At 70.9% G+C, this 26987-nt stretch carries 23 protein-coding genes and 1 riboswitch; of the genes, 11 read left to right on the top strand and 12 right to left on the bottom strand.

Features of this window, described 5'->3' with window-relative positions:
• Nucleotides 1-27 precede the first annotated feature (27 nt).
• The gene (locus OG574_RS20910) at nucleotides 28-1035 is read right to left on the bottom strand and encodes an LAETG motif-containing sortase-dependent surface protein (protein WP_326774482.1); all 1008 of its coding nucleotides are present in this window, start codon (nucleotides 1033-1035) and stop codon (nucleotides 28-30) included.
• A 312-nt stretch (nucleotides 1036-1347) separates the two neighbouring features.
• Between OG574_RS20910 and OG574_RS20905 the strand changes: the two genes are divergently transcribed.
• Nucleotides 1348-2064, top strand: coding sequence for a hypothetical protein (locus OG574_RS20905; protein WP_326774481.1), 717 nt, complete (start codon nucleotides 1348-1350; stop codon nucleotides 2062-2064).
• 615 nt (nucleotides 2065-2679) lie between these two features.
• Here OG574_RS20905 and OG574_RS20900 read toward each other — a convergent pair.
• The gene (locus tag OG574_RS20900) at nucleotides 2680-2973 is read right to left on the bottom strand and encodes a chorismate mutase (protein ID WP_100594826.1); all 294 of its coding nucleotides are present in this window, start codon (nucleotides 2971-2973) and stop codon (nucleotides 2680-2682) included.
• A gap of 321 nt (nucleotides 2974-3294) precedes the next feature.
• Between OG574_RS20900 and guaA the strand changes: the two genes are divergently transcribed.
• Entirely contained in the window at nucleotides 3295-4881 is a 1587-nt protein-coding gene (gene guaA / locus OG574_RS20895) for a glutamine-hydrolyzing GMP synthase (protein ID WP_100594962.1), read from the top strand.
• A gap of 78 nt (nucleotides 4882-4959) precedes the next feature.
• Here guaA and OG574_RS20890 read toward each other — a convergent pair whose 3' ends face one another.
• On the bottom strand, nucleotides 4960-5442 hold the full coding sequence (locus OG574_RS20890; protein WP_326774479.1) for a pyridoxamine 5'-phosphate oxidase family protein: 483 nt from the start codon (nucleotides 5440-5442) through the stop codon (nucleotides 4960-4962).
• Nucleotides 5443-5572: 130 nt separating this feature from the next.
• Between OG574_RS20890 and OG574_RS20885 the strand changes: the two genes are divergently transcribed.
• The 3 genes from OG574_RS20885 (at nucleotide 5573) to OG574_RS20875 (ending at nucleotide 8520) form a co-directional block, all read left to right on the top strand.
• Nucleotides 5573-6364, top strand: a complete 792-nt coding sequence (locus OG574_RS20885; RefSeq protein WP_326774478.1) for a class II aldolase/adducin family protein — start codon at nucleotides 5573-5575, stop codon at nucleotides 6362-6364.
• 236 nt (nucleotides 6365-6600) lie between these two features.
• On the top strand, nucleotides 6601-7866 hold the full coding sequence (locus OG574_RS20880) for a hypothetical protein (protein ID WP_398375416.1): 1266 nt from the start codon (nucleotides 6601-6603) through the stop codon (nucleotides 7864-7866).
• Between the two features lie 126 nt (nucleotides 7867-7992).
• The gene (locus tag OG574_RS20875) at nucleotides 7993-8520 is read left to right on the top strand and encodes a DoxX family protein (RefSeq protein WP_326778564.1); all 528 of its coding nucleotides are present in this window, start codon (nucleotides 7993-7995) and stop codon (nucleotides 8518-8520) included.
• Nucleotides 8521-8643: 123 nt separating this feature from the next.
• On the opposite strand, the gene OG574_RS20870 is transcribed toward OG574_RS20875, so the two are convergent.
• Both OG574_RS20870 and OG574_RS20865 read right to left on the bottom strand, forming a co-directional pair.
• Nucleotides 8644-8868: a hypothetical protein gene (locus OG574_RS20870; RefSeq protein ID WP_326774476.1), complete on the bottom strand. Its 225-nt coding sequence runs from the start codon at nucleotides 8866-8868 to the stop codon at nucleotides 8644-8646.
• The gene (locus tag OG574_RS20865; protein ID WP_326774475.1) at nucleotides 8855-10246 is read right to left on the bottom strand and encodes a PspC domain-containing protein; all 1392 of its coding nucleotides are present in this window, start codon (nucleotides 10244-10246) and stop codon (nucleotides 8855-8857) included. Before OG574_RS20865 ends, OG574_RS20870 begins: the two co-directional genes overlap by 14 nt.
• Nucleotides 10247-10408: 162 nt before the next feature.
• Between OG574_RS20865 and OG574_RS20860 the strand changes: the two genes are divergently transcribed.
• The 3 genes from OG574_RS20860 to OG574_RS20850 are packed head-to-tail and all read left to right on the top strand — an operon-like array spanning nucleotide 10409 to nucleotide 13107.
• Entirely contained in the window at nucleotides 10409-11698 is a 1290-nt protein-coding gene (locus OG574_RS20860; protein WP_100594961.1) for an ATP-binding protein, read from the top strand.
• Entirely contained in the window at nucleotides 11695-12414 is a 720-nt protein-coding gene (locus OG574_RS20855) for a response regulator transcription factor (protein WP_326774474.1), read from the top strand. The genes OG574_RS20860 and OG574_RS20855 overlap by 4 nt, the downstream gene beginning before the upstream one ends.
• A 6-nt stretch (nucleotides 12415-12420) precedes the next feature.
• On the top strand, nucleotides 12421-13107 hold the full coding sequence (locus tag OG574_RS20850) for a hypothetical protein (protein ID WP_326774473.1): 687 nt from the start codon (nucleotides 12421-12423) through the stop codon (nucleotides 13105-13107).
• Here OG574_RS20850 and OG574_RS20845 read toward each other — a convergent pair.
• Complete coding sequence (locus OG574_RS20845; RefSeq protein WP_326774472.1) at nucleotides 13091-14161, bottom strand: C40 family peptidase; 1071 nt, start codon at nucleotides 14159-14161, stop codon at nucleotides 13091-13093. The genes OG574_RS20850 and OG574_RS20845 overlap by 17 nt on opposite strands.
• A 293-nt stretch (nucleotides 14162-14454) precedes the next feature.
• On the opposite strand from OG574_RS20845, the gene OG574_RS20840 reads away from it, so the two are divergent.
• Nucleotides 14455-14808 carry a hypothetical protein gene (locus tag OG574_RS20840; protein WP_116510905.1) on the top strand — a complete coding sequence of 118 codons (354 nt, stop codon included), beginning with the start codon at nucleotides 14455-14457 and terminating at the stop codon, nucleotides 14806-14808.
• A 1-nt stretch (nucleotide 14809) separates the two neighbouring features.
• On the opposite strand, the gene OG574_RS20835 is transcribed toward OG574_RS20840, so the two are convergent.
• Both OG574_RS20835 and OG574_RS20830 read right to left on the bottom strand, forming a co-directional pair.
• Nucleotides 14810-15757, bottom strand: a complete 948-nt coding sequence (locus tag OG574_RS20835) for a tellurite resistance/C4-dicarboxylate transporter family protein (RefSeq protein ID WP_326774471.1) — start codon at nucleotides 15755-15757, stop codon at nucleotides 14810-14812.
• Nucleotides 15758-15784: 27 nt separating this feature from the next.
• A complete protein-coding gene (locus OG574_RS20830) occupies nucleotides 15785-16942 on the bottom strand; it encodes a C40 family peptidase (protein ID WP_326774470.1) in 1158 nt (385 codons plus the stop codon).
• Between the two features lie 8 nt (nucleotides 16943-16950).
• Nucleotides 16951-17114: riboswitch (cyclic di-AMP (ydaO/yuaA leader) on the bottom strand.
• Nucleotides 17115-17367: 253 nt separating this feature from the next.
• On the opposite strand from OG574_RS20830, the gene pcrA reads away from it, so the two are divergent.
• Nucleotides 17368-19878, top strand: coding sequence for a DNA helicase PcrA (gene pcrA, locus OG574_RS20825; RefSeq protein ID WP_326774469.1), 2511 nt, complete (start codon nucleotides 17368-17370; stop codon nucleotides 19876-19878).
• A gap of 56 nt (nucleotides 19879-19934) precedes the next feature.
• On the opposite strand, the gene OG574_RS20820 is transcribed toward pcrA, so the two are convergent.
• Nucleotides 19935-21665, bottom strand: coding sequence for a M23 family metallopeptidase (locus OG574_RS20820; RefSeq protein WP_442816838.1), 1731 nt, complete (start codon nucleotides 21663-21665; stop codon nucleotides 19935-19937).
• A 96-nt stretch (nucleotides 21666-21761) separates the two neighbouring features.
• The gene (locus tag OG574_RS20815) at nucleotides 21762-22757 is read right to left on the bottom strand and encodes a lipase family alpha/beta hydrolase (RefSeq protein ID WP_326774467.1); all 996 of its coding nucleotides are present in this window, start codon (nucleotides 22755-22757) and stop codon (nucleotides 21762-21764) included.
• A 431-nt stretch (nucleotides 22758-23188) separates the two neighbouring features.
• Between OG574_RS20815 and OG574_RS20810 the strand changes: the two genes are divergently transcribed.
• Nucleotides 23189-23605 (top strand): cobalamin B12-binding domain-containing protein, encoded by a 417-nt coding sequence (locus OG574_RS20810; RefSeq protein WP_100594811.1) that lies wholly within the window; start codon nucleotides 23189-23191, stop codon nucleotides 23603-23605.
• 101 nt (nucleotides 23606-23706) lie between these two features.
• Here the strand turns inward: OG574_RS20810 and OG574_RS20805 are convergent, their stop codons facing one another.
• Together OG574_RS20805 and OG574_RS20800 are read right to left on the bottom strand one after the other, a co-directional pair.
• On the bottom strand, nucleotides 23707-25347 hold the full coding sequence (locus OG574_RS20805) for a DUF5691 domain-containing protein (protein WP_326774466.1): 1641 nt from the start codon (nucleotides 25345-25347) through the stop codon (nucleotides 23707-23709).
• 62 nt (nucleotides 25348-25409) lie between these two features.
• The gene (locus tag OG574_RS20800) at nucleotides 25410-26816 is read right to left on the bottom strand and encodes an SWIM zinc finger family protein (RefSeq protein WP_326774465.1); all 1407 of its coding nucleotides are present in this window, start codon (nucleotides 26814-26816) and stop codon (nucleotides 25410-25412) included.
• Between the last annotated feature and the right edge of the window lie 171 nt (nucleotides 26817-26987).

The raw sequence follows: 26987 nt of genomic DNA, 5'->3' as shown, positions 1-26987 counted from the left end.
TGCCGTGTGCGCAGCCCCTACGGGGTGTTACGCGGTGGCGCCGGCCTTGCGGCGGCGCACGGTGAACACGGCACCGGCACCGGCGACGACGGCGACGCCGCCGATCAGGCCGATGGTCGGGACCATGGAGGACGAACCGGTCTCAGCGAGGCTGCCGGTCACCTCCTGGGTGTTGTTGTCGTTCGGCTTCTCGGTCGGCATCGGAACCTTGCCGCCTTCCTGCGGCTTGGTCCCGTCGGTGTCCGTGCCCGGCTTCACGATCTGGATGAGGTAGCTGGCGGAGGCTTCGCCTTCGCAGTTCAGCTCGTCGTCGTTGTAGAAGCCGCCGCCGATGGTCAGGCCCTCACCGATGGGGGCGCCGGCCTTCACGTTCAGGCGGAGCTGATAGTTGACGGACTTGCCGGCCTTGATGCCCGACAGGTCGAGGAAGCCGAACGAGTAGCCGTCGCCGTCGTCGATGTCGACCCAGGTGCCGTCGACCTTCGCCTGGAGGCGGACCTCGCTCGCCTTGTACGGGTTCTCGGCGTTCTCGTCGTTCGGGCCGACGCCCGCGTAGAAGATGGCCTGGTCGAGGTCGGTCTTCGTCGGGTTCTTCACGTTGAGGGTGAAGCCGTGCCAGCCGCTGCCGGCCGCGATCTTGCCGGGCAGGCCGCTGATGGAGACGGACAGCTTGGACTGGTAGCCCTCGTTGTCCTCCTCGCAGATGCCGGTCGGATCGGTCGGCTCGTCGGACGGCGTCGCGGACGGCGACGGCGACGTGGAGTCGGACGGCGTACCCGACGGGGTGGAGGCGGGGGTCGTCGCGGGCGTGGAGGCCGGCGTCGACGGCGACTCGGGGGTGGACGGAGTGGTTTCGGGCGACGACGGCGTGGCCGGGGTCGACGGAGGCGTTTCGGCCGGCGTCGACGGCGTCTCGGTCGTGACGGTCGTCGTGTCGGGAGTTTCGTCCGCGAACGCGGCCGGCGCCGAAAGGAGCGCGATCGGGGCTATCGCAGCCGTCGCGGCCGCGGCGGCCAGGGCACGGCGAAGCTTCATGAAGACCTCGGAAAGTCCGGCGTACTGCTGCGGCGCAGTACGAGCTGGGAGGCCTCCGCGTTGTGGGGTCGCGGGTGTGGCCGTTGGTTCCGCACAAGTGACCGGCAACCCCGGGAAATGGTTGCCCTCGACCTCACACGATTCTTATGTGAGCTGGGTCACTCAGTGCCCCGTACAACCTTTACGGCGATCTCCGATCGTTACGCAAAGCGCTGGCAAAGGGGGCTGGTGGCGGGCTTGGATGGCGCCTCGGTACGGGCCGACGGGTGGCCCCGTGCCGCAGAGGGCGAAGGTGGGAATGTGAAGTCAGGTGTGAGACGTGCCGTGGCGGCCGCTGCCGTGGTCGCGGCCCTGGGTGTGACGACTGCGTGCGGGGGGTCCTCCGAGACCACCGACGACGCCAAGAAGCCGGCCGCTTCGGAGAAGACCACGGCACCCGCGAAGCCCGCCGAGGAGGGCGCGAAGGCGCTCACGGCGGCCGAGCTGGAGAAGGCCGTCGTCGGTACGGGCGACGTCAAGGGCTACAAGGTCGAGAAGGTGGGCAAGGACGACCTGCCGCCGACCGAGAGCGTCGCCGCGAAGCCGGCCTCGTGCCAGCCGCTCGCCGACATGTTCATGTTCTCGACGCAGCCGACGGCGAAGGACCGGGTCGTGCGCACGCTCATGGCGACGGACGAGCTCGACCCCAAGGTGACCTCGCTGGCGCTGCTCGCGTACGACGGTGCCGACGCCGCCAAGGTCATGAAGGACCTGCGCACGGCCTCGAAGAGCTGCACCGCGTACGAGCACGTCGACTACAAGTACAGCGGCGTCAAGGCGCGGCCCGCGCCCGACGCGGGTGACGAGGCGGTCTCGTACGACGTGAAGGGTGTCATCGACGGCGACAAGGTCCCGATGACCTTCACCGTGGTGCGCAGCGGCTCGACGGTCGTGGCCTTCTACACCATGAACATGCTGGACTCGAGCAAGACCGACGTGCCGCAGGTGATCGTCGACGCGCAGCTCGCGAAGCTGGAGAAGGCCGTCTGACCTCGGCTGTCCGGACCGGGCAAGTTCGGCTTGGCTCGGTGAGCACAGCGAAGGGCCCCGCGGACGCGTCCGCGGGGCCCTTGGCCTTCGGCACCGACGTCAGGGCGGCGTCGGTGCCGGGGAGCGGCGCCGGGGGGTTGCGCCGCTGGTGCGGGTCTGCCAGGGGTCGCCACGCCGGCGCGCGGTGGCGCACGGATGGGGCGGGCCTGCGGCAATTCACTTGTGAAGCCCGGGACTTGGGGCTCTGTGGGGTGTGGGGGGCTCCGCATCGTGCTCGCGGGTCTGTCGTGCGCGCAACCGTTTCGACCGACCGTTTCGACCACAGGGGCGAAGGGGTTCTGCTGGGAGGCCGACCGGCCCCGGGCGTCCCCGGGACCGGTCGTTCTCTTGGGTGACCGGGCTGCTGTCCCCTGCCGTCCGGTCACAAACGCTGGAGCGAGGTCCCACGACGTACGGCATGGATCCCTACGTCTCATCGCTCCAGCGGAGCCACGCGTGGATTGAGCGGGCCCGCCCCTGGCTGGCACGGACATCGGGACCAACGAAGGGTGCCGCGCACCGGTCACGCGCCGTACGGGTGAGAGCGGATCCGAACGTGGGTGCGTCGAGTAGGCCTCAGACCCGGCCCCGGCACAGCTCCAGGAGCGTCATCGCGAGGCCGGTGCCGGGCTTGCCGAGTGCGTCCCTGTAGTGGCCGAGAACCTCCAGCTCGCGCGCCAGGTTCACGCGGCGCCCGCCGGAGGTGATGCGCGCCTCCTGGATGACGGCCGAGACGGCCATCCGTTCCTGGATCAGGCCGATGATCCGGTCGTCGAGCGAGTCGATGCGCTCGCGGGCGCCGGTGATCACGTCGGCGGCCTCGGAGGTGTGGGCGCCGGTCTTTTCGCTGGGGGTCGCGGTGGTGGTCATCTTGGGGCTCCTCGTCGTATGGGGACGGGTGTCCTGGAGTGGCAAGGACCGGAGATGACAGAGCGCCCCGGGCCTTGTCGGCCCGGGGCGCCCGGTAAGTCGCTTGTCAGGTGATCAAGCAGCTCGACCTCGGCAGCCGGCGGGCCGGTTGCCATAGGTAAAGAGGAAGTCGATGCGGTGCTTGGTCACAAGACCAGTATGCCCCGGCGCGATGGCCCCGGCCACCGCGTCCGTGGGATGAGACGAAGAGTGTCCGTCCGGGCCCGTTAGAATCGACAAAACAGACCCCTGCTCGTGTTCCACCGCCGGAAGGCCGCCGCCGTGCCATCAGCGTCCCCCGCTGCCGCCCCTGACACCGTTCTGGTCGTCGACTTTGGTGCGCAGTATGCCCAGCTCATCGCCCGCCGCGTCCGCGAGGCCCGCGTCTACAGCGAGATCGTGCCGAGCACCATGCCGGTCGAGGAGATGCTCGCCAAGAACCCGAAGGCGATCATCCTCTCCGGCGGCCCCTCGTCCGTGTACGCGGAGGGCGCCCCGCGCCTGGACCGCGCCATCTTCGAGGCCGGCGTCCCCGTCTTCGGCATGTGCTACGGCTTCCAGCTGATGGCCACGACCCTCGGCGGCACCGTCGACGACAACGGCGCCCGTGAGTACGGCCGCACGCCGCTGACCGTCTCCCGCCCCGGCTCCACCCTCTTCGAGGGCACCCCGGCCGAGCAGTCCGTGTGGATGTCGCACGGCGACGCCTGCTCGGCCGCGCCCGAGGGCTTCACCGTCACCGCGTCCACGGACGTCGTGCCGGTCGCGGCCTTCGAGAACGACGCCAAGAAGCTGTACGGCGTGCAGTACCACCCCGAGGTCATGCACTCCACGTACGGCCAGCAGGTCCTCGAGCACTTCCTCTACCGGGGCGCCGGCATCGAGCCGACCTGGACCACGGGCAACGTGATCGAGGAGCAGGTCGCCGCGATCCGCGAGCAGGTCGGCACCAAGCGCGCGATCTGCGGCCTGTCCGGCGGCGTCGACTCCGCGGTGGCCGCGGCCCTCGTGCAGAAGGCCATCGGATCCCAGCTGACCTGTGTGTACGTCGACCACGGCCTGATGCGCAAGGGCGAGACCGAGCAGGTCGAGAAGGACTTCGTGGCCGCGACCGGCGCGAACCTGAAGGTCGTCGACGCGAGCCAGCGCTTCCTGGACGCACTCGCCGGGGTCTCCGACCCCGAGACCAAGCGGAAGATCATCGGCCGCGAGTTCATCCGCGTCTTCGAGCAGGCGCAGGCGGAGATCGTCGCCGAGGGCGCGGCCGACGGCGAGGACGTCGCGTTCCTGGTCCAGGGCACGCTCTACCCGGACGTCGTCGAGTCCGGCGGCGGCACCGGCACGGCGAACATCAAGTCCCACCACAACGTGGGCGGCCTCCCCGAGGACCTGGAGTTCGCGCTCGTCGAGCCGCTGCGCCAGCTCTTCAAGGACGAGGTGCGCATGGTCGGCGCCGAGCTCGGCCTGCCGGACGAGATCGTCCAGCGCCAGCCGTTCCCGGGCCCCGGCCTCGGTATCCGCATCGTCGGCGAGGTCACCAAGGACCGGCTCGACCTGCTGCGCGAGGCCGACGCCATCGCCCGTGAGGAGCTGACGGCGGCCGGTCTCGACCGTGACATCTGGCAGTGCCCGGTCGTCCTGCTCGCGGACGTCCGCAGCGTCGGCGTCCAGGGCGACGGCCGCACCTACGGCCACCCGATCGTCCTGCGCCCCGTCTCCTCCGAGGACGCCATGACGGCGGACTGGACGCGCATGCCGTACGACGTCCTGGCGAAGATCTCGACCCGCATCACGAACGAGGTCGCGGACGTCAACCGCGTCGTGCTCGACGTCACGAGCAAGCCGCCGGGCACCATCGAGTGGGAGTAGTCGCTCCCCGACACCGTGTGTGAAGGCGCCGCCCACTGCCGCATGGAGTGGGCGGCGCCTTCATGTCTGGGGGGCGGCTCAGGTGCGCTTCAGGGTGCGCACTGGCTCGCCGCCCGGCTTCCACACCTGTACGACCAGGTATTTCGCGTCCTCGATGAAGGTGCGGGTGACCTCGGTCAGCTCAGTGCGGAAGAGGTGGAAGTCGTCCGGGTCGGGGACCTGGACCGAGTCCGTGTACGAGGCGATGACCTCGGGGTCCTCGACCAGCAGCGCCCGTCCTGAGATCCGTACGTCCCCGCCGCCCATGCCGGTGCCGTCGCCCGGGTTGGCCTGGACGGCGAAGCGCGGGTCCCGGAGCAGATCGCGCGCCTTGAGCGAGCCCGGCATCATGCCGAGCCAGAACTCCCCGTGCAGGAACCGCACCTCCAGTCCGCTCGTGCGCGGCGAACCGTCCTTGCGGAGGGTCGCCAGGATGTGGTGCTGGAACCGACCGAAGCGTTCCTCGACCGTCTTGGCGAGGTCCGGTTCGGCCGTGGTGAAAGTGGCCCAGTTCGACGTCATACGCCGAGTCTGGCGCGGATACCCGACACCTGCTGTCCGGTATGCGTGGCGCCGCCCACGACGAGTTCGGCGCACTCTCTTCACCGCCCGCCTCTGTCCTCCTGCGCTCCTCGGAGGTAACTTCCGCTCCATGTCCACGCAGACGCCGCCGCCGGTCCCCACCGAACACCTCCAGTTCGCGATGCCCCCCATCCATGGCTCCCCGGCCGACGAGCGTCGGCATCGCATGGAGCGGCTCGCGGGCGCGCTGCGCATCTTCGGGCGTCTCGGCTACGAGGACGGGGTGTCGGGGCACATCACGGTGCGGGACCCGGAGTACGACGACTGCTACTGGGTGAATCCCTTCGGGATGCCGTTCAAGCACGTCACCGTGTCCGACCTGGTCCTCGCCAACGGGGACGGGCAGGTCGTCGAGGGCCGCCGCCATGTGAACCAGGCCGCGTTCACCGTCCATGCCCAGGTCCACCGGGCGCGGCCCGACGTGGTCGCCGTCGCGCACTGCCACTCGCTGTACGGGCGGGCGCTGTCCACGCTCGGCGATCTGCTCGACCCGATCACCCAGGAGGCGTGCGCCTTCTACGAGGACCACGCGCTGCTCGACGAGTACACCGGCGTGGCCGTGGACCCGGACGAGGGGCGGCGGATCGCGGCCGCGCTCGGCTCGTACAAGGCGCTCATCCTGCGCAACCACGGGCTGCTCACCGTGGGCGAGTCCGTCGACTCGGCCGCGTGGTGGTTCGTGTCGATGGAGCGCTCCTGCCAGGTGCAGCTCGCGGCGCGGGCCGCGGGCCGCCCGATTCTGATCGACCACCGCCAGGCCGTGGCGTCACGGGATCAGCTGGGCGGCGACCTGGTGGCGTGGATCAATCATCAGCCCCTGTGGCAGGAGATCAGCAGCGCGGAGCCGGATCTGCTGTCCTGAGCGGATGGCCGGTGTCGTCTCGAGTCGGGGCAGCGGTGTCTTGAGCCGGGGCCGTCGTCCTTGAGCCGTGGCTGTGGCCTCGGGGGTCAACACCGGCGTTCACTGTTCACCCGCTCTGACCGGACCTGGCGGCCCTGGACGGCCTGGCGTACGGCACAATTCCCAGTCATTACACGGAAGTTGACGCGAGGCCGTTCGGGTCGGGCGGGCTCCGGATGGGAAGGCGGGCGTACCGGGTGGCGGTCCAGGAGGCGCGAGAGGGAACGCACAGCGGGGGCTGCACCTGCGGCGACTGCCCGCACGGGGCGCGCGAAGGGCACCGCAGGGCCGTGGCCGCGTTCCTTGCGAAACGGGACGAACTGGCGGCCGGGCAGGGGCTGCCCGCTGCCGTCGCGCACTCGGCGGGCGCGTCCCGCCAGTGGGTCTCGGACGAGCTGACCCAGTCCGCGCGGGGCATGGCCGATCGCGGGCGCGCCGAGGGCGACGCGTGGCTCGCCGGGTTGTGGCCGCGCACGGTCGGCGTGGTGTGGGGCGGGTGCGCGCTGCTCCTGATCGTGCAGGCGCTCACGGCGATCGGCGCGGGCTGGACGCCGGCGCGCACGGCGGGACTGCTCGCGGCGGTCGTCGTGAGCGGCCTCCTGACCGGCGCGGCCTACGTCCACCGGGCGGCCGGCGGGGTGCTCGCCCCGGTCGTCGGCGAGGACAACCGCCTGTCCACCTCCCGAGCCGTCGCCGCCTGCTGGGTCCTCGTCGTGGTCTACGCGGTGCTCGTCCTGGCGGGCGAGCTGGCCGGCGCCTCCGGCCACCGCGAACGGGACGCGCTGATCTCCGGCCTTGAACTCGCCCGGGGCGCCGGGGTCGTGACCGTCCTCGCCGTCGTCTGCGGGGTCGCCGTCCTGGTGCGGCGGGTCGTGTGGATGCGCGTGCTGGGCCAGCGCCTGCAGAAGGTGCGCGCGGACCGGCCGCGCGCCGCCGACCTGCTCACGGACGACTCCGGACGCGGCACCTTCGCCGACATCCAGTACGTGCTGATCTCGGCCGTCGCGCTCGTCTTCGTAGCGGCGCGCCTCGCCCGCCGCCCCGGACAGCTGCCCGATCTGCCGTGGGGCCTCGCCCTGCTGGTCCTGGTCTCGGCGGCCACCTACCTCGCCGCCAAGTACGCGGAGGGCGGCCGGCCCGTGATCCTTTCGGTCGTGCGGTCCCGTGAGGCCGGGGACCTGGACGCGCCGATCCGCACCGGCGACGACATCGAGATCCGCGGGGCCGGCTTCGTGCCGCCGGGCGCGGCCACCGCGGACCGGCTCTCCCGGATGATCGTCCGCATCGGTCCCGTGCACGTCCATGTGCCTCTCGTCCCGGTTCAGGGCGGTTTCACCAACCCCACCGACTCGACCCTGACGGTCCCGGTCCCCGTGGACGTCGAGCCGGGGCGGGTCGACGTCCAGGTCGTCACCGCGGCGGGCGTGGAGACGAACCGGTGCGCGATCGACGTTTCGGACTGAGTGCCCGTGTCCGGCCTGCGGCAATAGCTGAACGTTACTGAACAGTCGCGCCCGCTCGTACGTAGGGTCTGGTGACGGGCAATTTTGCGGGCACTGATGCGGGTGGGAGAGGGCGGCGGACGGGCGATGACTCATGGCATGCGGACGGACATCCATACCAATTACCTCAACGGCAGGGGCAGCTGGCGGGACAACGCCCAACGATTTGCACTCCTTCCCTTGCGGATCTTCCTCGGCGTCACCTTCATCTACGCGGGGCTCGACAAGCTGACCGACAGCGCGTTCTTCCACGCCACCGGATCGGGGTCGATCGGCGAGCAGATGCGCGGAGTGCGGGACATCTCCGCCATCCCCGCCATGGTCGACCTGGCGCTCAAGAGCCCGACCGGCTTCGGTTACGCGATCGCCTTCGGCGAACTGGCCGTCGGCATCGGCACGTTGATCGGTCTGCTCGCCCGGCTCGCCGCCGTGGGCGGCATGCTGATCTCGCTCAGCCTGTGGCTGACGGTGAGCTGGGCCACCGAGCCGTACTACCTCGGCAATGATCTTGCCTATCTGATGGCTTGGCTGCCGCTGGTGCTTGCGGGGGCTTCGGTGTTTTCGGTGGATGCGATGCTTGCGGCTCGACGCCGGGCCCGGGGTGGGCTCGGCTGACGTGTTTCTTTGTGCGGCGGGGGCTTCGGGGGCCCGTGTCGCGTCCTTTGGCTGCTGGCCGGTTGTGGCTGGGCGCGCGGTTCCCTGCGCCCCTTGACGGGCGCCCGCGCGCCGTTTCCGGTCTTACGGGGAGCTGGAGTCCGTCGGGTGGGGTCTTTGGCGGCGACGGATCGCGTAGGTTGCTGTGCCCGCTGCTCCGGCCAGGACCAGGCCGACGGTGACCAGGGGGATCACCGCGAACCACTCCACCTCCCAGCCGCCCAGCGCGGCGCCCAGGTAGAGGACTCCGGCCGCGGTCAGAAACAGGCCCGCGATCAGCTTTCCCGGCTGGAAGTCATGACGTGGCACGGGCCACCTCCGCCTGTCCGACACCGACTTCGAGTCGCAGCTCGACCGTGCCGCCGTCCTTGCTGCCCACCGGCGGTGTGAGGGTCACCCTTTGCTCCTGTCTCGGACGGATGTCGACGTCCTGTGTCTTTTCGTCCGGCAGCCGGACGTCACCGACGCCCACCTCGGCCCGCAGCACGACCGTCGCGTCCTTCGGCACGATGACCTTGAGCTGCCCCGCCCCGACCTCCGCTCTCGTCGTCAGCGTCTTGCCCTTGCCGAGATCGATCCCGCTCAGATCGAGCGTGCCGACGCCCGTTCCCAGCTCGTATACCGGCTCCACCTGGGCGACCGAGGCTGGGGTCCAGTTGGTGCGCATCCAGTGGGTGGTGATGTTGGAGGGGAGCGCGGCCGACGCGGCGAGGAGGCCCGCCGTGATGACCGCGAGGACGATCGAGCCGGCGCCGGTCCGTCCGACGAAGGCGCTGAGCGCGATGCCCAGACCGAAGACGACGAGCGCGCTCGCGAGACCGGCCTGGAGGGCCGTGCCGAGCGGGTGGCCGTCCCAGGTCGCCGCCGTGCCCGCGCAGCCCGCGGCCAGCGCGAGCAGGAACGTCCAGCCGCCGATCCAGCGCGGCCCGCGCTGCTTGGGTGCCCCGCCTTCCGGGCCGCGGGAGGAGACGTCGGGGCCCCACGCCGTCCGGTGTCCGTGCGCCGTGGGCTCGTACCGGATGTCGACGCCGCTGTCGGGCCCCCAGAAGTACCCGGTCCCTCCGACGTGCGTGCCGTCCTTCACTATCGGGTCCCGCCACCAGGACGGCGCCCCGGTGACGGGCGGCGCCTGCGCCTCGGGCGGCGCGTCGGCCACGGTCTGCGCGGCCAGAGGGTCGGGGTCGGCCGCTCGGCGCTGCTGGGACCAGTACCCCGCGCCCGCGAGGAGCAGGGCGAGGACGGCGGCGAATGTGAGCACTCCGCCGTTGTTCAGCATGGAGAGGAAGAGCCCGCAGCCGACGAGCGCGAAGAGCACGGCCGTCAGCGCCGGGCCGTCCACGCGGCCGGAGAGGAGCTTGCGCGCCTCGTTCTCCTCCTCGTCGTCGTACGGGACGAAGAGCCAGGCGAAACCGTAGAAGATCAGGCCGAGCCCGCCCGTCGCGGCGAGCACGGCGAGGCCGATCCGGAAGATCACCGGATCCATGTCGCAGTGCCGGCCGAGTCCCGCGCACACTCCGCCCAGCGTCCCGTGCCGCCGGTCGCGCCGGAACTTGCTCGGCGGCGCGGGGACGCCGGGCTCCTGTCCCGGTGCGGGCGGCGCGGACGCACCGCCGGAGCCGCGCCCGGGCACCGCGTCCTGCGGCTGCCCGGCCTGCGCTCCCGTCGAGGCGTGCTGGTGATCTGTCATGCGTCCATCGTGACGGGCCGAGGCCCGCCGCGGCAGTCGGGACGACCCTGGACCAACCCTGATATCGCCCCTGACGGCGCTCGGGGCCGGGCCGGAGATCAGGGGAGTCTCCGGGCTGAACCCTGATGCCCGGGGTCCGCCCCACGTGTGACCATCAATGGCATGCCGGAAGCCGCAGCACCACCCATTGACGGACCGCGGCCGCCGCGCAAGCTCTACCGCTCCAGCGACGGACGCTGGCTCGGCGGAGTGGCGCGGGGGCTCGCCGGGCATCTCGGCCTGCCCGTGATCTGGGTGCGGCTCGTCTTCGTGGGCCTGTTCATGGCGGACGGCCTCGGCGCTCTCCTGTACGCGGCGTTCTGGTTCTTCGTCCCGCTCGGCGTCGGAGGCGTGGGCAGCGAGCGGACCCCTGCCTTCACCACGGAGACGGCTACGGACGGGCGGCGCAGACTCGTCGCCCGCAAGCCGGACAAGGGGCAGATCGTCGCCCTGCTGCTCATGGTCGTCGTGTCGATGGTGTTCGTCGGCAATGTGAATCTGGCGGGGAACGCGAAGGCGTATCTGTGGCCGACGCTCCTCGTCGGCGCGGGCGTGGCCCTCGTCTGGCGCCAGGCGGACAATGCGCGCCGGGCCCGCTGGATGGAGGTCGGCCGCCGCAAGCGGACGCTGAATCTGGCGCGGGCCGCGGCGGGTGTCGTACTCGTCGGGGCCGGTGTCACCGGGATCTTCGTGCTCCAGGGGTCGGCCGAGCACCTCGGCTCCATCCTTCAGGCCGCCCTCGCCGTCCTCGTCGGTATCGCCCTCCTCGCCGGCCCCTATCTCGTGCGCATGACGCAGGATCTGTCCGAGGAGCGCCTCATGCGGATCCGCGCGCAGGAGCGGGCGGAGGTCGCGGCCCATGTCCACGACTCGGTCCTGCACACCCTCACGCTGATCCAGCGGAACGCGGAGAGCGCGAGCGAGGTGCGGCGCCTGGCCCGCGCGCAGGAGCGAGACCTGCGGGCCTGGCTCTACAGACCGGAGGGGAACGGGAAGGACGAGGCGGAGGAGCCCGGCACGGTCGCGGAGGCGGTCAAGCGCAGCGCGGCCGAGGTCGAGGACAAGCACGGGGTGCCCCTCGAGGTGGTGGTGGTCGGCGACTGCCCGCTCGACGACGGTCTCTCGGCACAGATGCAGGCTGCGCGGGAAGCGATGGTGAATGCCGCCAAGTACGGTGGCGAGGGCGGTGCGGTCCAGGTCTACGCCGAGGTCGAGGAGGAGACGGTGTTCGTGTCCGTACGCGACCGGGGCCCCGGTTTCGACCTCGACTCGATTCCCGCGGACCGGATGGGCGTACGAGAATCGATCATCGGCCGGATGGAGCGCAACGGCGGCACGGCGCGGCTGCGCGCGGTGCCGGACGGCGGCACGGAGGTCGAACTGACCATGAAGAGGGCGGAGAAGACCCCATGAGTGACGAGCAGGTCAAGCCGGACGCGACCGCGGCGAACGAGGCGGAGCCGGTCGGCCGTCACGCGCGCGTGGTCCTTGTCGACGACCACCGGATGTTCCGCACCGGCGTCCAGGCGGAGATCGGCCGCACGGAGACGACGGGCGTCGAGGTGGTCGGCGAGGCCGCGGACGTGGACCAGGCGGTCACGGTCATCACGGCCACGCGCCCCGAGGTCGTCCTCCTCGACGTGCACCTTCCCGGTGGCGGCGGCGTCGAAGTCCTGCGCCGCTGCGCCCCGTTGATGGCAGCGGCCGACAACCCGGTCCGCTTCCTGGCCCTTTCCGTGTCGGACGCCGCGGAGGATGTCATCGGGGTCATCCGCGGTGGCGCCCGCGGGTACGTCACCAAGACGATCACCGGCACGGACCTGGTCGATTCGATCTTCCGCGTCCAGGACGGCGACGCGGTCTTCTCGCCGCGTCTGGCGGGCTTCGTCCTCGACGCGTTCGCGTCCACGGACGCCCCGCCGGTCGACGAGGACCTCGACCGCCTCACGCAGCGCGAGCGTGAGGTCCTGCGCCTCATCGCCCGCGGTTACGCGTACAAGGAGATCGCCAAGCAACTGTTCATCTCGGTCAAGACGGTCGAGTCCCATGTCTCGGCGGTCCTCAGAAAGCTTCAGCTGTCGAACCGCCATGAGCTGACGCGGTGGGCTACGGCGCGACGGCTGGTGTGACGGGCGGTGACGACGCGTCTTCCGCAGTCCGCGCTGAGCAGCGGCGCCATATTCCACCTGGTCGGTCTCGCGGCCGACGCGGCCGAATCGGGTGATCCGCTGGAGTGGCAGGTGCTGCGCTACCGGCGCATTCAGGGGGTGGAGTACACCCGCCCGTCATGGACCTGGCCGCTGCAGCCGGCCGCGGCGCAACTCGACTATCTGGCCCACACGTTCATCGAGGAGTTCTTCTCGACCTGCCCGCCGGCCGCCCGCACCCTGTGGAGCCGTGCGGCGGGAAAGAGGACTGTGCCCGAGTTCATGAACGACCTGGCGACGCTCCTGAGGATGGCGTGCCGCGAACCCGAGGCGACGTATGAGGAGATCCCGCTCGCCGGCTGGGAGCTGGCGGTGAGATTTCCGCGGCTGCTCGGCCTCGAGACCTGGCTCGACCCGGCTTTCCCGGACGAGGAGGACCCGATCCGCGCGGCGACAGAGAGCGAACACCCCTACTGCGCCGAGGTCTTGCCGGAGCTGATCGCCCAGGTGACACAGGCGCTCGCCCTCTGCCGGGACTCGGAGGCGTTCGCCGCGCAGTTGCGCGCGCACTGCGGCTCCGCGGCCCCCGAGGTGCTGGCCGAAGTGGCGGACCTCGCGTACGCCCACATGGCGCGTGAGCACCGGAACGGCACTCTCGTCACGCCACCCGCGTAGCCCCCGCGAATGGCATCTCGTCGATCGGGGCGATGCGGACCGGGGCGCTCGGGTTCGGGGCGTGGATCATTTTGCCGTTGCCGATGTAGAGCCCCACGTGGCTGATGCCCGAGTAGAAGAACACCAGGTCGCCCGGCTGCAGTTGGGAGCGTGGGATGCGAGGGCCCGCGTTGATCTGGGAGTACGTGGTGCGCGGCAGGGAGATGCCCGCCGAGCGGTACGCGGCCTGGGTGAGGCCGGAGCAGTCGAAGGCGTTCGGGCCCGTGGCGCCCCACACATACGGGCTGCCGAGGGCGCTGTAGGCGTAGGCGATGGCCGCCGCCGTGCGGGAGTCGGGGGCCTTGGGCAGGGCGCCGGACGGCACCTCGCGGGAGGAGTCCGAGCGGGAGGCGCGGCCGGCCGCGCCGCTGTCGCCGGCGCCTGCTCCGACGCCGGTGCGCTCGGCCGCCGGTAACTGGTCGAGCAGACGCTTCGCCTCGGCCAGCTTCCCGGTGACCGTCTTCTTCTGCTTCTTCAGCTCGCCCTGCCGCTTGCGCAGCTCGGCGAGCCGGCCGTCGGCCTCGGAGCGCAGCTGGTCGATCTGCCGGAGTTCGCGCTGCACGCGCCCGACCGCGGAGGCCTGCCGGGTGCCGAGCCGGTCGGCGAGCGCCGCGTTGTCGAGGTACCGGGCAGGGTCGGAGGACAGGACGAGCTGGACCGCCGGGTCGAGGGCGCCGGTGCGGTACTGCGCGGCGGCGGCCGAACCGAGCGCCTCGCGCTGGGTGTTGAGCCGGTCCGTCCTGCGGGCCGCCTCGTCCCGCAGGGAGCCGAGCTTCTTCTCGGCCTTGTCCGCCTTCTCCTTGGCGCCGTTGTACTTCTCGGTGGCCTTCTCGGCCTCCTGGTAGAGCTGGTCGACCTTCGCCTTCACCTGGCTCGGGGTGAGCCGGGGATCCGCGTGCGCCGCGCCGTCCAGGGCGGTGGCGGTCGCCGCGGAGGCGAGAGCCAGGGTCGCCGCGGTGCGGGCCGTGGGGCCGGTGAGCGAGCGCTGTCGGGGCTTGCGGTGCGCTGCCGACACGAGGGGCACGTCCTTCCGGTACGTACTGCTTACGCGTCCGGCGGCGGCCCGCACAGGGGAAGCGGGCCGCCGCCGGACCTTTCTCGGCGGTAGGTGCCCGACTGCCGCCCCTGAGCGGGGCGGGGGTGGGGAGCCGGTCACCTGAGGAAGGACGCTAAACCTGACCGTCACGGGTTGGTGACGGATTGTCCGCAACTGGTCCTTGTGCTCCGGGTGTGACCGTATGTGACCGGCGTGGGACCGGTGCGGGCCGGTTCATGGAGGCAGTGAGGCCCCGGCTAGGCTCGCCGGTCATGGACGTACTCATCCACCTCTTCGTCGGCCTGCACATCATCGGCATCGCCTCGCTCCTCGGTGGGTTCCTCACCCAGATGAAGGCGATGGGCAAGGGAACGGCCCGGTTCGTCCCGGCGATGCTGCACGGCGCGCTGACCATGCTGGTCACGGGTGTCGTCCTGGTGGGTCTGAACCAGGCGGACGACAACACCGTCAACAACATCAAGATCGGCGTGAAGCTCGCGCTGCTGATCGTGATCCTCGGCCTCGTGTACGTGAAGCGGGACGACGAGAAGGTGGACAAGGGGCTGTTCGGCCTCGTCGGCCTCCTGACCACCGCGAACATCTTCATCGCGGTCCTTTGGACCTGAGTCAGGCGGCTGTTCGGGACCTGAACGTCCCGAACAGGGTGGCGAGCCACGCGGCCACCGCGATCCACACCAGGACCTGCCCCGGCCCCTTGAGCCAGGGCACATCGGCGGCGGCGCTCACGGACAGTGCCGCCGCCGCTGTCATTCCCATCGGGAAGACCGTCGACCAGCGCCGCACGTCGTAACGCGGCCTGGGCCACCGCACCTCCGCCAGCGCCAGCACGACGTACCAGACCACATCGAGCGCGAGCAGCAGGAAGCTCATGGTGCGCAGGACGTCCGTGTCGTCACTGTTCCACAGGCCCGTCGCGACGAGCTTCGACGCGGCGAGTGCGGAGATGGCGAGCGCGCCGCCCGCGACCCAGTGGTCCCCGGCGCCGGAGGCCACCTCGCGCAGGTCGAAGTGGAGCAGCGCCAAGCAGTACAGGATGATCCCGCCCCAGAAGAGCACCATCCCGGTGAACGCGAGCCAGTGCGCGCCGACCGCGGGCGCGAGCGTCGCCGCCAGGACGACGAGCCCCTCCGTCGCGACACAGCCGAGGAACACGGCCCCCGGCATCCGCGGCTTCCAGTGCCGCACGACGTTGATCAGGAGCACCGGCCAGACGAGCGCGGCCAGGGCAAGGAGCGCCTCTGCCAGGGTCTGCCAGCCGAACATGGAGATCCGGGTGCCGAGGACGGCCGTCGCCGCGACCGCGGTGAGCGCGGGCGGGGTGTCCGCCTCGGACTCCCAGCGGTCGCGCTCCCGCACCAGCCGGTTCGCGAAGTCCGCCGCGAGGAGCAGCCAGAGGGCGGCGGCGAGCACCAGCATGATGCCGGACAGCACCGAGTAACCGGTCAGTCGCAGGCCGACCGAAATGATGCCGGTGGCCATGACGGCGGCGCCGGCGGCCGGAGGGAGCTGGGACCACGTGGGTCCGGGACGTGGGGTTGCGTTCGGGCCGCGCACCGCCCGAACGTAACCCCACGAAGGCGGTCAGGCCGGGCGCACCACGCTGTGGATCGGCATGTAGTAGATCGACTCGACGCGGACGTTCGCGCCCGGCTTCGGCGCGTGGATCATCTTGCCGTCGCCTATGTAGATGCCGACGTGGCTGATGTCGTCGTAGAAGAAAACCAGGTCACCGGGCTTGGCGTCGGCCGTGGTGACGGTCGTGCCGACCTTGACCTGGTCCCAGGTCGTGCGCGGCAGCGTGATGCCGGCCGCCTTCCACGCGGCCTGCGTAAGGCCCGAGCAGTCGTACGAGTCCGGGCCCGTGGCGCCCCACACGTACGGCTTGCCCATCTGGGACTCGGCGAAGTCGATGACCTTCGCGGCCTTGGTGGCGTAACCGCCGCTGGTGCTCCCGGAGCCCGTCCCCGAACCGGTGCCGGTGCCCGGGTTCTCCTTCTGGCGCGCCTCCTCGGCCGCCTTGCGCTTGGCCTCCGCCTCGGCCTGCTGACGCGCCAGCTCCTCCGCCTTCTTCCTGGCGGCCTCCTGCTTCTTCTTCTCGATCGCCGCGAGCCGCGCCTTCTCCTCGGCGGTCAGCTTCGACAGGAGTTCGCGGGCGTCACCGAGCTTCTGCTGGACGTCCCTCTTCGTGCTCTTGAGCGTGGCCTGCGAAGTGGTCAGCGTCTCCAGGCTCTTGGCCGCCTCCGTGCGCTTCTTCGTGGTGGCGGCCTGCTCGGTCTGGTAGTCGTCGACGGCCTTCTTCTGGCGGCTCGTGAGCCGGCTCATCAGCTGGTCCTGGTCGAAGTAGTCCTGCGCGTCGTCGGCGAGGAGCAGCGTCGCGGTGTCGGAGACGGCGCCCGTGCGGTACTGGGCCGCGGCGAAGGTGCCGAGCTCCTGGCGGGCCTTGTTGAGCTTCTCGGTGCGCTGCGCGACGTCGTCGAGCAGCTCGCCGACGCGCTTCTGCTGCTTGGTGGTGCGCTCCTTGGCCGCGTTGTACTTCTCCGTGGCCACGCCCGCCTGGTGGTAGAGGGTGTCGACCTTCTTCTGGACCTCTTCCAGGCTCGGCTTCGGCGGCGCCGAGGGGGCGGCGGTCGCGGTCTGCGAGAGCAGGGCAATGGAGGTGAGGGCCGCCGTGGTGATGCCGGCGACGGGGGCCGTGCGGGGGCCGGCTGTTCTGGTGCGCGGCTTGCGGTGCGACGCCAAGGGTCGCGTCTCCTTCCCATGACCGCCTACCGGGTTAGCTGTCGGGTTCGGGCGGAGATTCGGAAGGCTGCCCTACGGCCGTGCCCTGACGGGTCGTCGGCCGATTCACCCCAAAGGTCGTGGGTCCCCGGTTTCATGCCTCTCGGCGTACTGAACTCAGCGGGGGCGACCCGCTCGCGGCGCGGTTGCCGGCGGGGGGACGGGCGGCCCGCGGAGCACGCTAGCCAACTCGTGTGGCTGCTGTGAAGGTTGATGTTCGATATGCCCGATACATTTTCGTGACCTTCGGCAATCTTGTTCGTGACCTCCGGTAACCCTCGCTGAGGGTAATTACCGCACTACGAGAGGTGGCCGGGCGCGTGAAGTCGGGGGAAGTTTCCGGGACGGCCGTGGGTGTCAGTGGGGCGGCCTAGACTCGTAGAGCGATGAGCAGCCTCTTTGACGACAGCTTCCTGGCGGACCTCACGGCTTCGAAGGCCAGTGAGGAGCATGCCCCGCCGCCGCCCGAGGACGACACGGCTCCGGAGCATGTTCCGGACGACTTGTTCGACGGGAAGTTCGACGTGCCCCCGGCCAGAGACGAGTACTACCGGGACGGCGCCCCACGCCCGGCGCTCGACCCGGCGGCGCTCCTCGACGGGCTGAACGAGAACCAGAAGGCGGCCGTCGTCCACGGCGGCTCCCCGCTGCTCATCGTGGCGGGCGCGGGTTCCGGCAAGACCCGCGTGCTCACGCACCGCATCGCTTACCTCCTCGGCGAGCGCGGTGTGCACCCCGGCCAGATCCTCGCGATCACGTTCACGAACAAGGCCGCGGGCGAGATGAAGGAGCGCGTCGAGTCCCTCGTCGGCCCGCGGGCGAACGCGATGTGGGTGTCGACGTTCCACAGCGCCTGCGTCCGCATCCTGCGCCGCGAGTCGAAGAAGCTCGGCTTCACATCGTCGTTCTCGATCTACGACGCCGCCGACTCCAAGCGCCTCATGGCCCTGGTCTGCCGCGACCTCGACCTGGACCCCAAGAAGTTCCCGCCGAAGTCGTTCAGCGCCAAGATCTCGAACCTGAAGAACGAGCTGATCGACGAGGAGGACTTCGCGGCTCAGGCCGCCGACGGCTTCGAGAAGACCCTCGCCCAGGCCTATGCGATGTACCAGTCCCGCCTCCGCGAGGCGAACGCGCTGGACTTCGACGACCTGATCATGACGACGGTGCACCTCCTGCGCGCCTTCCCGGACGTCGCCGAGCACTACCGCCGCCGCTTCCGCCACGTCCTGGTCGACGAGTACCAGGACACGAACCACGCGCAGTACGCGCTGGTCAGGGAGCTGGTGGGGTCGGCCGACAGCGGCCGCGGGGAGGACGAGCCGCCCCGCGCGGACGACCTCCCGCCGGCCGAGCTGTGCGTCGTGGGTGACGCCGACCAGTCGATCTACGCGTTCCGCGGAGCCACCATCCGGAACATCCTCCAGTTCGAGGAGGACTACCCCGACGCGACAACGATCCTGCTGGAGCAGAACTACCGCTCGACGCAGACCATCCTCTCCGCGGCCAACGCGGTCATCGAGCGCAACGAATCCCGTCGCCCCAAGAACCTGTGGACGAACGCGGGCGCGGGCGCGCAGATCACCGGCTACGTCGCGGACACCGAGCACGACGAGGCGCAGTTCGTCGCCGACGAGATCGACCGGCTCACGGACGCGCGCGACGCGAAGGCCGGCGACGTCGCCATCTTCTACCGGACGAACGCGCAGTCCCGTGTCTTCGAAGAGATCTTCATCCGCGTCGGCCTGCCCTACAAGGTCGTCGGCGGAGTCCGCTTCTACGAGCGCAAGGAGGTCAGGGACGTCCTGGCCTATCTGCGGGTGCTCGCCAACCCCGAGGACTCCGTCCCCCTGCGCCGCATTCTCAATGTGCCGAAGCGCGGCATCGGCGACCGTGCCGAAGCGATGATCGACGCGCTTTCCCAGCGCGAGAAGATCTCCTTCCCGCAGGCGCTGCGCCGCGTCGACGAGGCGTACGGCATGGCGGCCCGCTCGACGAACGCGGTGAAGCGGTTCAACACGCTGATGGAGGACCTCCGCACGATCGTCGAGTCGGGCGCGGGCCCGGCCACGGTCCTGGAGGCCGTGCTCGAACGGACCGGCTATCTGGCCGAGTTGCAGTCGTCGACGGACCCGCAGGACGAGACGCGCATCGAGAACCTTCAGGAACTCGCGGCCGTGGCCCTGGAGTTCGAGCAGGAGAGCGCGACGGCGGACGGCGCGGCCGAGGGTGCGGGCGAGGCGAGCGTCGGTACGCTCTCCGAGTTCCTGGAGCGGGTCGCGCTCGTCGCCGACTCCGACCAGATCCCGGACGAGGAGGACGACGGCTCCGGCGTCATCACGCTGATGACGCTGCACACCGCCAAGGGCCTCGAGTTCCCGGTCGTCTTCCTGACCGGCATGGAGGACGGCGTCTTCCCGCACATGCGCTCCCTCGGCCAGGTCAAGGAGCTGGAGGAGGAGCGCCGCCTCGCCTACGTCGGCATCACGCGCGCGCGTGAGCGGCTGTATCTGACGCGCTCCACGCTGCGCAGCGCCTGGGGCCAGCCCTCGTACAACCCGCCGTCGCGCTTCCTGGAGGAGATCCCGGACACGCATCTGGAGTGGAAGCGGACCGGCGCCATGGCGCCCGCCAAGTCGGCGGGTCCGACGAGCGGTATCGCCGCGTCTCTCTCGTCGTCGCGCTCGCGCTCGACACCGGCGTTCGCCACGCGCCGGGCGACGGAGAAGCCGGTCGTCGCGCTGTCCGTGGGAGACCGGGTCACGCACGACCAGTTCGGCCTCGGCACGGTCGTCGGAGTCAAGGGCACAGGGGCGAACGCGGAGGCGACAGTCGACTTCGGCGAGCCCAAGCCGAAGCGCCTGCTGCTGCGGTACGCGCCGGTGGAGAAGCTGTAGCTCTGTAGGCCGGTGGCGAAGCTGTAGGGAGGCTGCCGCCGGGAGGCTCGGCCCTGCTACGTCGGGTCGAGCCCGTGGCTGCGGAGCCACGGCAGCGGGTCGACGGCCGAGCCGCCGCCGGGACGCACCTCGAAGTGCAGGTGCGGACCGGTGGAGTTGCCTGAGTTCCCGGAGTGCGCGATGAGGTCGCCGGCCTTGACCGGTCCGCTCATGACGGCGTGGCTGGAGAGGTGGCAGTACCAGGTCTCCGTGCCGTCCTTCGCCGTCAGGATCGTCATGTTCCCGTAGGCGCTGTTCCACTGCGTACGGACGGTGCCGTCGGTCGCGGCCATCACCGGCGTCCCGTACGAGACGGGGAAGTCGATGCCGGTGTGCACGGACATCCAGTTGATACCGGCCTGCCCGAAGTACGCGCTCAGCCCGCGCTGCTTGACCGGGAGGACGAACTTGGGACGCAGCCGCTCCTTGCGCGCCGCTTCCTCCGCCGCCTGCTTCCGCTCGGCCTGCTGCTTGGCCCTGAGGTCGATACGTTCCTGGGTGCGGCTCGCCCGGTCGGCGAAGTCGCCCGCGTCCGCGGAGAGGTCCGCGAGCTGCGTGTCGAGCTTGTTGTTGGCGACGGAGGGCTTCACGGCGGTCGCGTCCGGTGCCGAGGCCGCCGTCGTGTCCTTGCTGTCGTCGCCGCCGAGCCCGCCGACGGAGGCCGCGGCTACTCCCGCGACACCCATCACGCACACCGAGGGCACCGCGACGGTGAGCAGCGCGGAGCGCTTGGCGGGGGAGCGACGGCGGGAGCGGGCGCGCTGGGCCGGGGTGACCGGGGCGGGCCGCTCGTCGCGGGCGACGATTTCCTCGACGTCGTCGAGGCCCTCGCTGTAGCTGTCGTGGTGATCGTCGTTGTGGCTCGACTCGGGCTCGGAGGCGTCGGGTTGGCCGTAGTCGTGCCGTGCGTCGAGGTCGTTGTCGTCGCCTTCGGTGCCCGCGGAGTTCCACGCGGTGGCGTCGTACGCGCCGGTGTCGAAGGCCTGCGCTTCGAAGGTCTGTGTTGCGAAGGGCTGGGCCTCGAACGCCTGCGTCTCATAGGCCTGAGCCTCGAACGCCTGGGTCTCGAAGCCCTGCGCGTCGAAGGTTCCGGTCTCGTAAGTACCGGTCTCGAAGGCCGCCGGCGCCTGGAAGGTCTGCGTGGCGAACGCGTCCTGCGTGGTGAATCCCTGCGCCTGCGCCCCGAAGGCGTTCGCGTCCCACTGCCCGGTCTGGTCGGCCCACGCGCTGTTGTCCCACTGGCCGGAATGGTCCGGTCCGGACTGGGCCGGAATACCGCCGAGTTGCTCGTGAGCGGCGGTGCCCCAGACGGCGGTGGTGTCGTAGCTGCCGGTGCCGTACGCGGAGGCGTGCTGTTGCGCCGCGTACGGGTCGTGGTGCTGGGGGTCCTGCGTCGTCAGCGTCTGGTGCGCGCCGGTCGCCCACTGGCCGCTGTCGTACGAGCCGGTGTTCTGCGCGCCGGGAAGGTCCCCGAAGAGGGGATCGGCCGCGAAACCGCCGGTGGCGTAGCCGTCGTAACCGGTGTAGTCGCCGTAGTGCGCGCTCTGCTGGTCATACGGAGCGTAGGGCGCATAGTCGGCGTCCTGAGCCGGGGCCGGGGAGGTCTGAGTCCCCGACAGGTGACGGTCGTTCACCAACTTCTCTTTCGCCTCGACAACAGGGGCTGCCAGAGCAGTGCGGTGACTGTACCCGGCGGTACGCGGGCTCGACAATCTTCGGCAGGTTTCCCGTTCGCAGGAAACGGGCATTCGGCCGTCTTTCGGCGGACTGTGGGCAGAGCTTTGGCCCTGCGTTCGAGAATCGTTCGACGTTTGGCCAGTTCGGAGACCGTTCCGGGGGCACGGTCAGGCCACCGTCAGGCCGCCCACCTCGTCGGCGGAGCGCGCTCCTTCCGTCTCCTCGGCGTCGAGTGCCTGCCGGATACCGGCGGCTACCGCCGGGTGGACGGGGAGCGCGAGGTGTCCGACGCCGGTGACGCGGACGTTCTGCGCGATGAGGTCGGGGTGGTCGATGCAGGCCGTCTCCAGCGGAACCATGATCTGGTCGAGGTCGCTCCAGAAACTCACGAAGTGGGTGCGGCAGCCGGGGGCAGGCCGGGACAGCTCCTCGATGACGGTCGAGCCGGGGCGCATCTGCCGGACGATCGGGTGCGCGTTCATCAGCGGCGCGACCGTGGTCCCGCTGTGCGGGGTGCCGAGCGACACGAGGGTGCGTACGCGCAGATCGCCTCCCAGGCACTGCACGTAGTAGCGGGCGATGAGTCCGCCGAGGCTGTGCCCCACGACGTCCACGCGGTCGTGGCCCGTGCGCTCGCAGATCTCCTCGACATGGCGGGCGAGCAGCGCGGCGGCGGTGCGGATGTCGTAGGTCAGCGGCGAGTAGTTCAGCGACTCCACGTGGTGCCGGCCGTGCTGGGCGAGGGAACGGCGCAGCAGGAGGAAGACGGAGCGGTTGTCGATGAAGCCGTGCAGCAGGAGAACCGGCGGCTTGCTCTCGGTGACCGGCAGGCGGGCGCTGAGGCTGTCGGGGGTGCTGTGGGCGTTCTGGGCCTCATGCCCCGGTAGCGTGGCGCTCTCCGTCAGGTACGAGGCATCGTCGGCCCCCTCGTCCAGGCCCTCGGGGGCGGGGGTGTAGCCGAGCGCAGGGAGCTCCGGGGCGGCCCTGCGCTCCTGGATGATGCCGGAGGGGTACAGCAGGAGGTGCCCGGCGAGGATCGCGACCTCGAGAGCGGTCGCCTTCAACAACGAGACGGAGACCCCGGCCAGTCTGGCGGGGAACACCAGTCTGGTGGGGATCAGCTGACAGAGCGGGCGAAAAGGCAGGATGCTCGTGACCTTCATGGCCGACCTCCCGTCGGCACCCGGGAAAACGGCTCTGTCTCCCGTGTGCCCTCATGGGAAGCATGCGCCGAGGTGGCCGACGATGCGCGTCGTACGCGGGCTGTGACTGAATGGTGCCCGTGTGTGACCGTCGCGGTGCGCTACGAAAACTCCGTACGTACCGCGGCGCCGATGCGCCGTGCCGCCCGCCGCGCGGCCGGCGGCGGTGTGGCTGTCTCTTTGCGGCTCCCCTTGCGCCAGAGGCCCCCGTATGCGGCTTCTGAACCGCCTGCGGCGGCTGTGGCGCGCAGCGAACGTGTCCCAACGTGTGATTTCCCCCTCGCTCCGCACCGCGAAACGGCCGGTTGCGGGATGCTGTCGATAACGTTCGTTCACTTCCCGGGTACGCATCAGGTCAGGTATCGGGTAGAAGTCGCTTCATGGAGGCAGTGATGGGTGTGGCAGCCGGTCCGATCCGCGTGGTGGTCGCCAAGCCGGGGCTCGACGGTCACGATCGCGGGGCCAAGGTGATCGCGCGGGCGCTGCGTGATGCCGGTATGGAGGTCATCTACACCGGCCTGCACCAGACGCCGGAGCAGATCGTCGACACGGCGATCCAGGAGGACGCCGACGCGATCGGTCTCTCGATTCTTTCCGGGGCGCACAACACGCTCTTCGCGCGCGTCATCGAGCTCCTCGTGGAGCGCGACGCCGCGGACATCAAGGTGTTCGGCGGCGGGATCATCCCCGAGGCGGACATCGCTCCGCTCAAGGAGAAGGGCGTCGCGGAGATCTTCACCCCGGGCGCGACGACGGCGTCGATCGTGGACTGGGTCAACGCGAACGTTCGTCAGCCTGCCGGGGCTTGATTCCTCCGGTCTCTCCGGGTGAGGGCGCAGGGGTGCCGGTTCGGTGTGCGGTCTTGCTCCGCCCGAACCGGACAGTCCCCTTGCCCTGCCTCACCCCGTACCTATCGCGCTTGCGCCCCTCTCAACTCGTCGCGCATCGCCTGCCGCAGGCGCAACGTGCTGACCAGGCGCTGGAACGCTTCCGACCAGTAGCCGCCGGCTCCGGGGGCCGCGTCCTCCGGTTCGTCCGGGGTGGCGGTGAGGCCTTCGAGCCGGGACGCTTCGGCGGGGTCCAGGCAGCGTTCGGCCAGGCCCATGACGCCGCTGAAGCTCCAGGGGTAACTGCCCGCGTCCCGCGCGATGTTCAGCGCGTCGACCACTGCCCGCCCGAGCGCCTCGGCCCAGGGCTGGGCGCAGACCCCGAGCAGCTGGAACGCCTCGGACAGGCCGCGCGTCGCGATGAACCCCGCCACCCACTCGGCGCGTTCACCGTCGGGGAGTGCGCCGAGGAGCTTCGCCCGTTCGGACAGCGATACGGCGCCCGGGCCTCCGGCGTCCGGTGAGGCGGGTGCGCCGAGGAGCGCGCGCGACCATACGGCGTCCCGCTGGCGCACTGCGGCCCGGCACCAGGCGGCGTGCAGTTCGCGCTGCCAGTCGTCGGCCACCGGCAGCGTGACGATCTCTTCCGGCGTGCGCCCGCCGAACCGCGCGGTCCAGCAGCCGAGCGGCGCCGCCTCGACCAACTGGCCCAGCCACCACGAGCGTTCACCCCGGCCCGTCGGCGGTTTGGCGGCGACACCGTCCCGCTCCATGCCCGCGTCGCACTCGTGCGGCGCCTCGACGGTGATCGTCGCCGCGCCCTGGGTGCGGTCGACGGCGACGCAGGAGGCGGCGCGCGAGGCCATCCGGGCTGCCAGCGCCGAGCCGGGGAGTGCGGAGAGCAGCTCGGCGGCCGTGGCTCTGACGTTGCGGCTGCGGTCGGACAATGCCTGTTCCAGGAACGGCTCGTCCGCGTCGCCGAGCCCAGACCGCAGCGAGTCGAGGAACATCAGCCGGTCCTCGGCCCGCTCGGCGGCCCAGGTGGTTGCGAGCAGGTCCCGCGCCGCGTCCGGGCTGTGTGCGCGCACCCGGGCCAGGAGCGCGACCCGTTCGGCGAACAGGCCCTCCTCCCACAGGCGTTGCACGTCTGCCCCCTCCTCGGGCGCCGGGAGTGCAGTGCCGCCGCCGGGGGCGGCACGGAGCGCGAACTTCCAGTCCGGGTTCAGCCGGGCCAGCCACAGTGCGCGCGGGCCGGCGAACGTGAGGGCCAGCGGCCGCAGATCCGTGCGCCCGCGCGCCGCGTCGAGGAGTGCGGGGAGGAGATCCGGAGGGGCCGCGTACCCCTTTGCGTTGGCCCCGGCCAGCCACTGGGGCAGCAACTCCATGAGGTCGGGGGCCGTGCCGCGGCGGCCGCCTCCGGTGCCGGGGCGGTCGGTGAGCAGCATCGCAAGTCTGCGTCGCGCGGGGGCGGGGAGCGGGGGCCGCGGGTCGTCCGCCGCCCGTGCCGGAAGCGCGGCAGCGGGTGCGGGCCGCAGCCCGGCCCGCCGTCGTACGGTCTGTACGGCGGCGGCGTCGAGCAGCGCGGTGGGTGCGTCGGCGCCGGTCGAGTGTCCTGGCGGCGTCCGCCGGTCCGTTCCGAGCAGGGCGACGGTGACCAGCTCTTCCCATGGGTCACCCGTGGTGGTGCTGGTGGGCGTGGCGCCGGCGGCCGACGGTCCGTTCATGCCGCTCCTCTCCAGGGGATGGGTCCGCGTAGTCGCTTCCGTCGTTTCTGTCGTCCGGCTCGTCAGCACAGTGCCACCGCTTCTCCCGGGCCTTCGGGCCAGGCCGTGAGAGGGGTGAAGCCCCGGTGGCCGCACTCGCCGAAGACGGTGACGGGGGCTCCGCCGGACAGCGCCGCCAGCCGCCACAGCCCGGGGCTCGAAGCGGCCTGCGGCGTGATCGGGAGCGCCAGCCGCTCCGAGGCCGGTCGCGCCGGGTGGGGTCGCGCCAAGTCGTCGTCCGCATCAGCCAGTTGCCAGCCGCTACCGCTACCGCTCGCCTCATCCGGCGTGGGTATGACCCGACTCAGCGTCACCGGCCACGACTCCAGCCATGGGTCGCGGCCCAGCGCGTCCCCGTACCGAGCCGCCGCCTCCGCCACACCTGCCCCCTTGGGCCGCACGGGACTTGGGGCGGGCGCCGTGAACTGTTCGCCCAGGTCGGCGCGGAGCTGCCCGTCGCCCGCGTACGCGCAGAGCTCGGCGTCCAGTGCAAGGCCGACCGGCAGTGAGAGCGCCGGGGCGCGGCCCGCCGCCCCGTAGGAGAGGAGGAGCGCGGTGTGGCCGGCCTCCGTCCCGTACAGCCACGTCCGGCGTGTGGTGAGGCGGCTGTCGGCCTGGTCGTACTGCGCCAGGACCAGCCATCGGTCCCGGGTGGGCCGCCCTTCCGCCGATGACGGCAGTCCGACGCGGGAGCGGACCGTCGCCGAGAGTCCGGCGGGGAGCAGGTCGCGGCGCAGCCAGCCGCTGTCGAGGAGGTGCAGCAGCGCGCATTCCTCCAGGAGCCGCACCGGCCAGCCGGGGCCGGACGCGGGTATCGACCCCAACTCCCTTACCCGCGCGGCCAGTCCGGGTGCCTGTGCATCCACCATGCGGGCCGCGGTCTCCTCCCACATCCCGTAACCGGCCTGCTCGGCCGAGGCCAGGCCGCCGCGCAGCAGGTCCGCGAGCCGCTGCTCCAGCTCGCTCGCGCCCGCCGTGACCCGCTCGGCGCGCCGCTCGGCCCTGCGGCGCGCGGCCTCGGGATCAGCGGCGGCGCCCCCGGCCGCATCCGTCTCCCGCTTGGTCTGCGCCCGCTTCCTGCGCCCTTCGGCCCACTGCTCCGCCCAGTCCGGAAGTGTCTGCGCGTCCGGCACCGAGCCGTCCGCCCCCGCCCACAGGAGGAGGAGCCCGAGGGCGTGCTTGCACGGGAACTTACGGCTCGGACAACTGCACTTGTAGGCCGGGCCCGCCGCGTCCGCGACATCCACGACCGTCTGATACGGCTTGCTGCCACTGCCCTTGCAGAGCCCCCACACCATCCCTTCGCCCGAACTTCCCGCCTCCGACCAAGGTCCGGCGACGCCGAGTTTGCTTCCCGCCTTGCGTGACGGGGCGTCAGGCGCCAGTGCCAGCACCTGGTCCGCCGTCCAGCGCACCCCCTGCTGAGTCATGTTCTCGAAGGTAGGTCCCGCCACTGACAATCGGCCGTGGCGCGGGTGTTCGCACAGGTCAACGGCGTGCGACCGGTGATTGTCAGTGGCGTGGTGCACGGTGGAGTCACATCCCGGCCGAGTGCTCGGGATGTGCCGGACGTGCCGGCCGAGCCCGGCCGAAATCGAGGG

The sequence above is a fragment of the Streptomyces sp. NBC_01445 genome (genome assembly GCF_035918235.1).
Taxonomy (GTDB): Bacteria; Actinomycetota; Actinomycetes; order Streptomycetales; family Streptomycetaceae; genus Streptomyces.
Note: the sequence above shows the minus strand (reverse complement) of the source record. Positions and strands in the feature narration are given on the sequence as shown.

What these genes read in the sequence shown, in the direction of transcription:
- OG574_RS20910 (WP_326774482.1), bottom strand. Translation starts at nt 1,035, where the DNA reads ATGAAGCTTCGCCGTGCCCTGGCCGCCGCGGCCGCGACGGCTGCGATA.
- OG574_RS20900 (WP_100594826.1), bottom strand. Translation starts at nt 2,973, where the DNA reads ATGACCACCACCGCGACCCCCAGCGAAAAGACCGGCGCCCACACCTCC.
- OG574_RS20890 (WP_326774479.1), bottom strand. Translation starts at nt 5,442, where the DNA reads ATGACGTCGAACTGGGCCACTTTCACCACGGCCGAACCGGACCTCGCC.
- OG574_RS20885 (WP_326774478.1), top strand. Translation starts at nt 5,573, where the DNA reads ATGTCCACGCAGACGCCGCCGCCGGTCCCCACCGAACACCTCCAGTTC.
- OG574_RS20875 (WP_326778564.1), top strand. Translation starts at nt 7,993, where the DNA reads ATGACTCATGGCATGCGGACGGACATCCATACCAATTACCTCAACGGC.
- OG574_RS20865 (WP_326774475.1), bottom strand. Translation starts at nt 10,246, where the DNA reads ATGACAGATCACCAGCACGCCTCGACGGGAGCGCAGGCCGGGCAGCCG.
- OG574_RS20860 (WP_100594961.1), top strand. Translation starts at nt 10,409, where the DNA reads ATGCCGGAAGCCGCAGCACCACCCATTGACGGACCGCGGCCGCCGCGC.
- OG574_RS20855 (WP_326774474.1), top strand. Translation starts at nt 11,695, where the DNA reads ATGAGTGACGAGCAGGTCAAGCCGGACGCGACCGCGGCGAACGAGGCG.
- OG574_RS20840 (WP_116510905.1), top strand. Translation starts at nt 14,455, where the DNA reads ATGGACGTACTCATCCACCTCTTCGTCGGCCTGCACATCATCGGCATC.
- pcrA (WP_326774469.1), top strand. Translation starts at nt 17,368, where the DNA reads ATGAGCAGCCTCTTTGACGACAGCTTCCTGGCGGACCTCACGGCTTCG.
- OG574_RS20820 (WP_442816838.1), bottom strand. Translation starts at nt 21,665, where the DNA reads ATGCCCGTTTCCTGCGAACGGGAAACCTGCCGAAGATTGTCGAGCCCG.
- OG574_RS20815 (WP_326774467.1), bottom strand. Translation starts at nt 22,757, where the DNA reads ATGAAGGTCACGAGCATCCTGCCTTTTCGCCCGCTCTGTCAGCTGATC.
- OG574_RS20810 (WP_100594811.1), top strand. Translation starts at nt 23,189, where the DNA reads ATGGGTGTGGCAGCCGGTCCGATCCGCGTGGTGGTCGCCAAGCCGGGG.
- OG574_RS20805 (WP_326774466.1), bottom strand. Translation starts at nt 25,347, where the DNA reads ATGAACGGACCGTCGGCCGCCGGCGCCACGCCCACCAGCACCACCACG.
- OG574_RS20800 (WP_326774465.1), bottom strand. Translation starts at nt 26,816, where the DNA reads ATGACTCAGCAGGGGGTGCGCTGGACGGCGGACCAGGTGCTGGCACTG.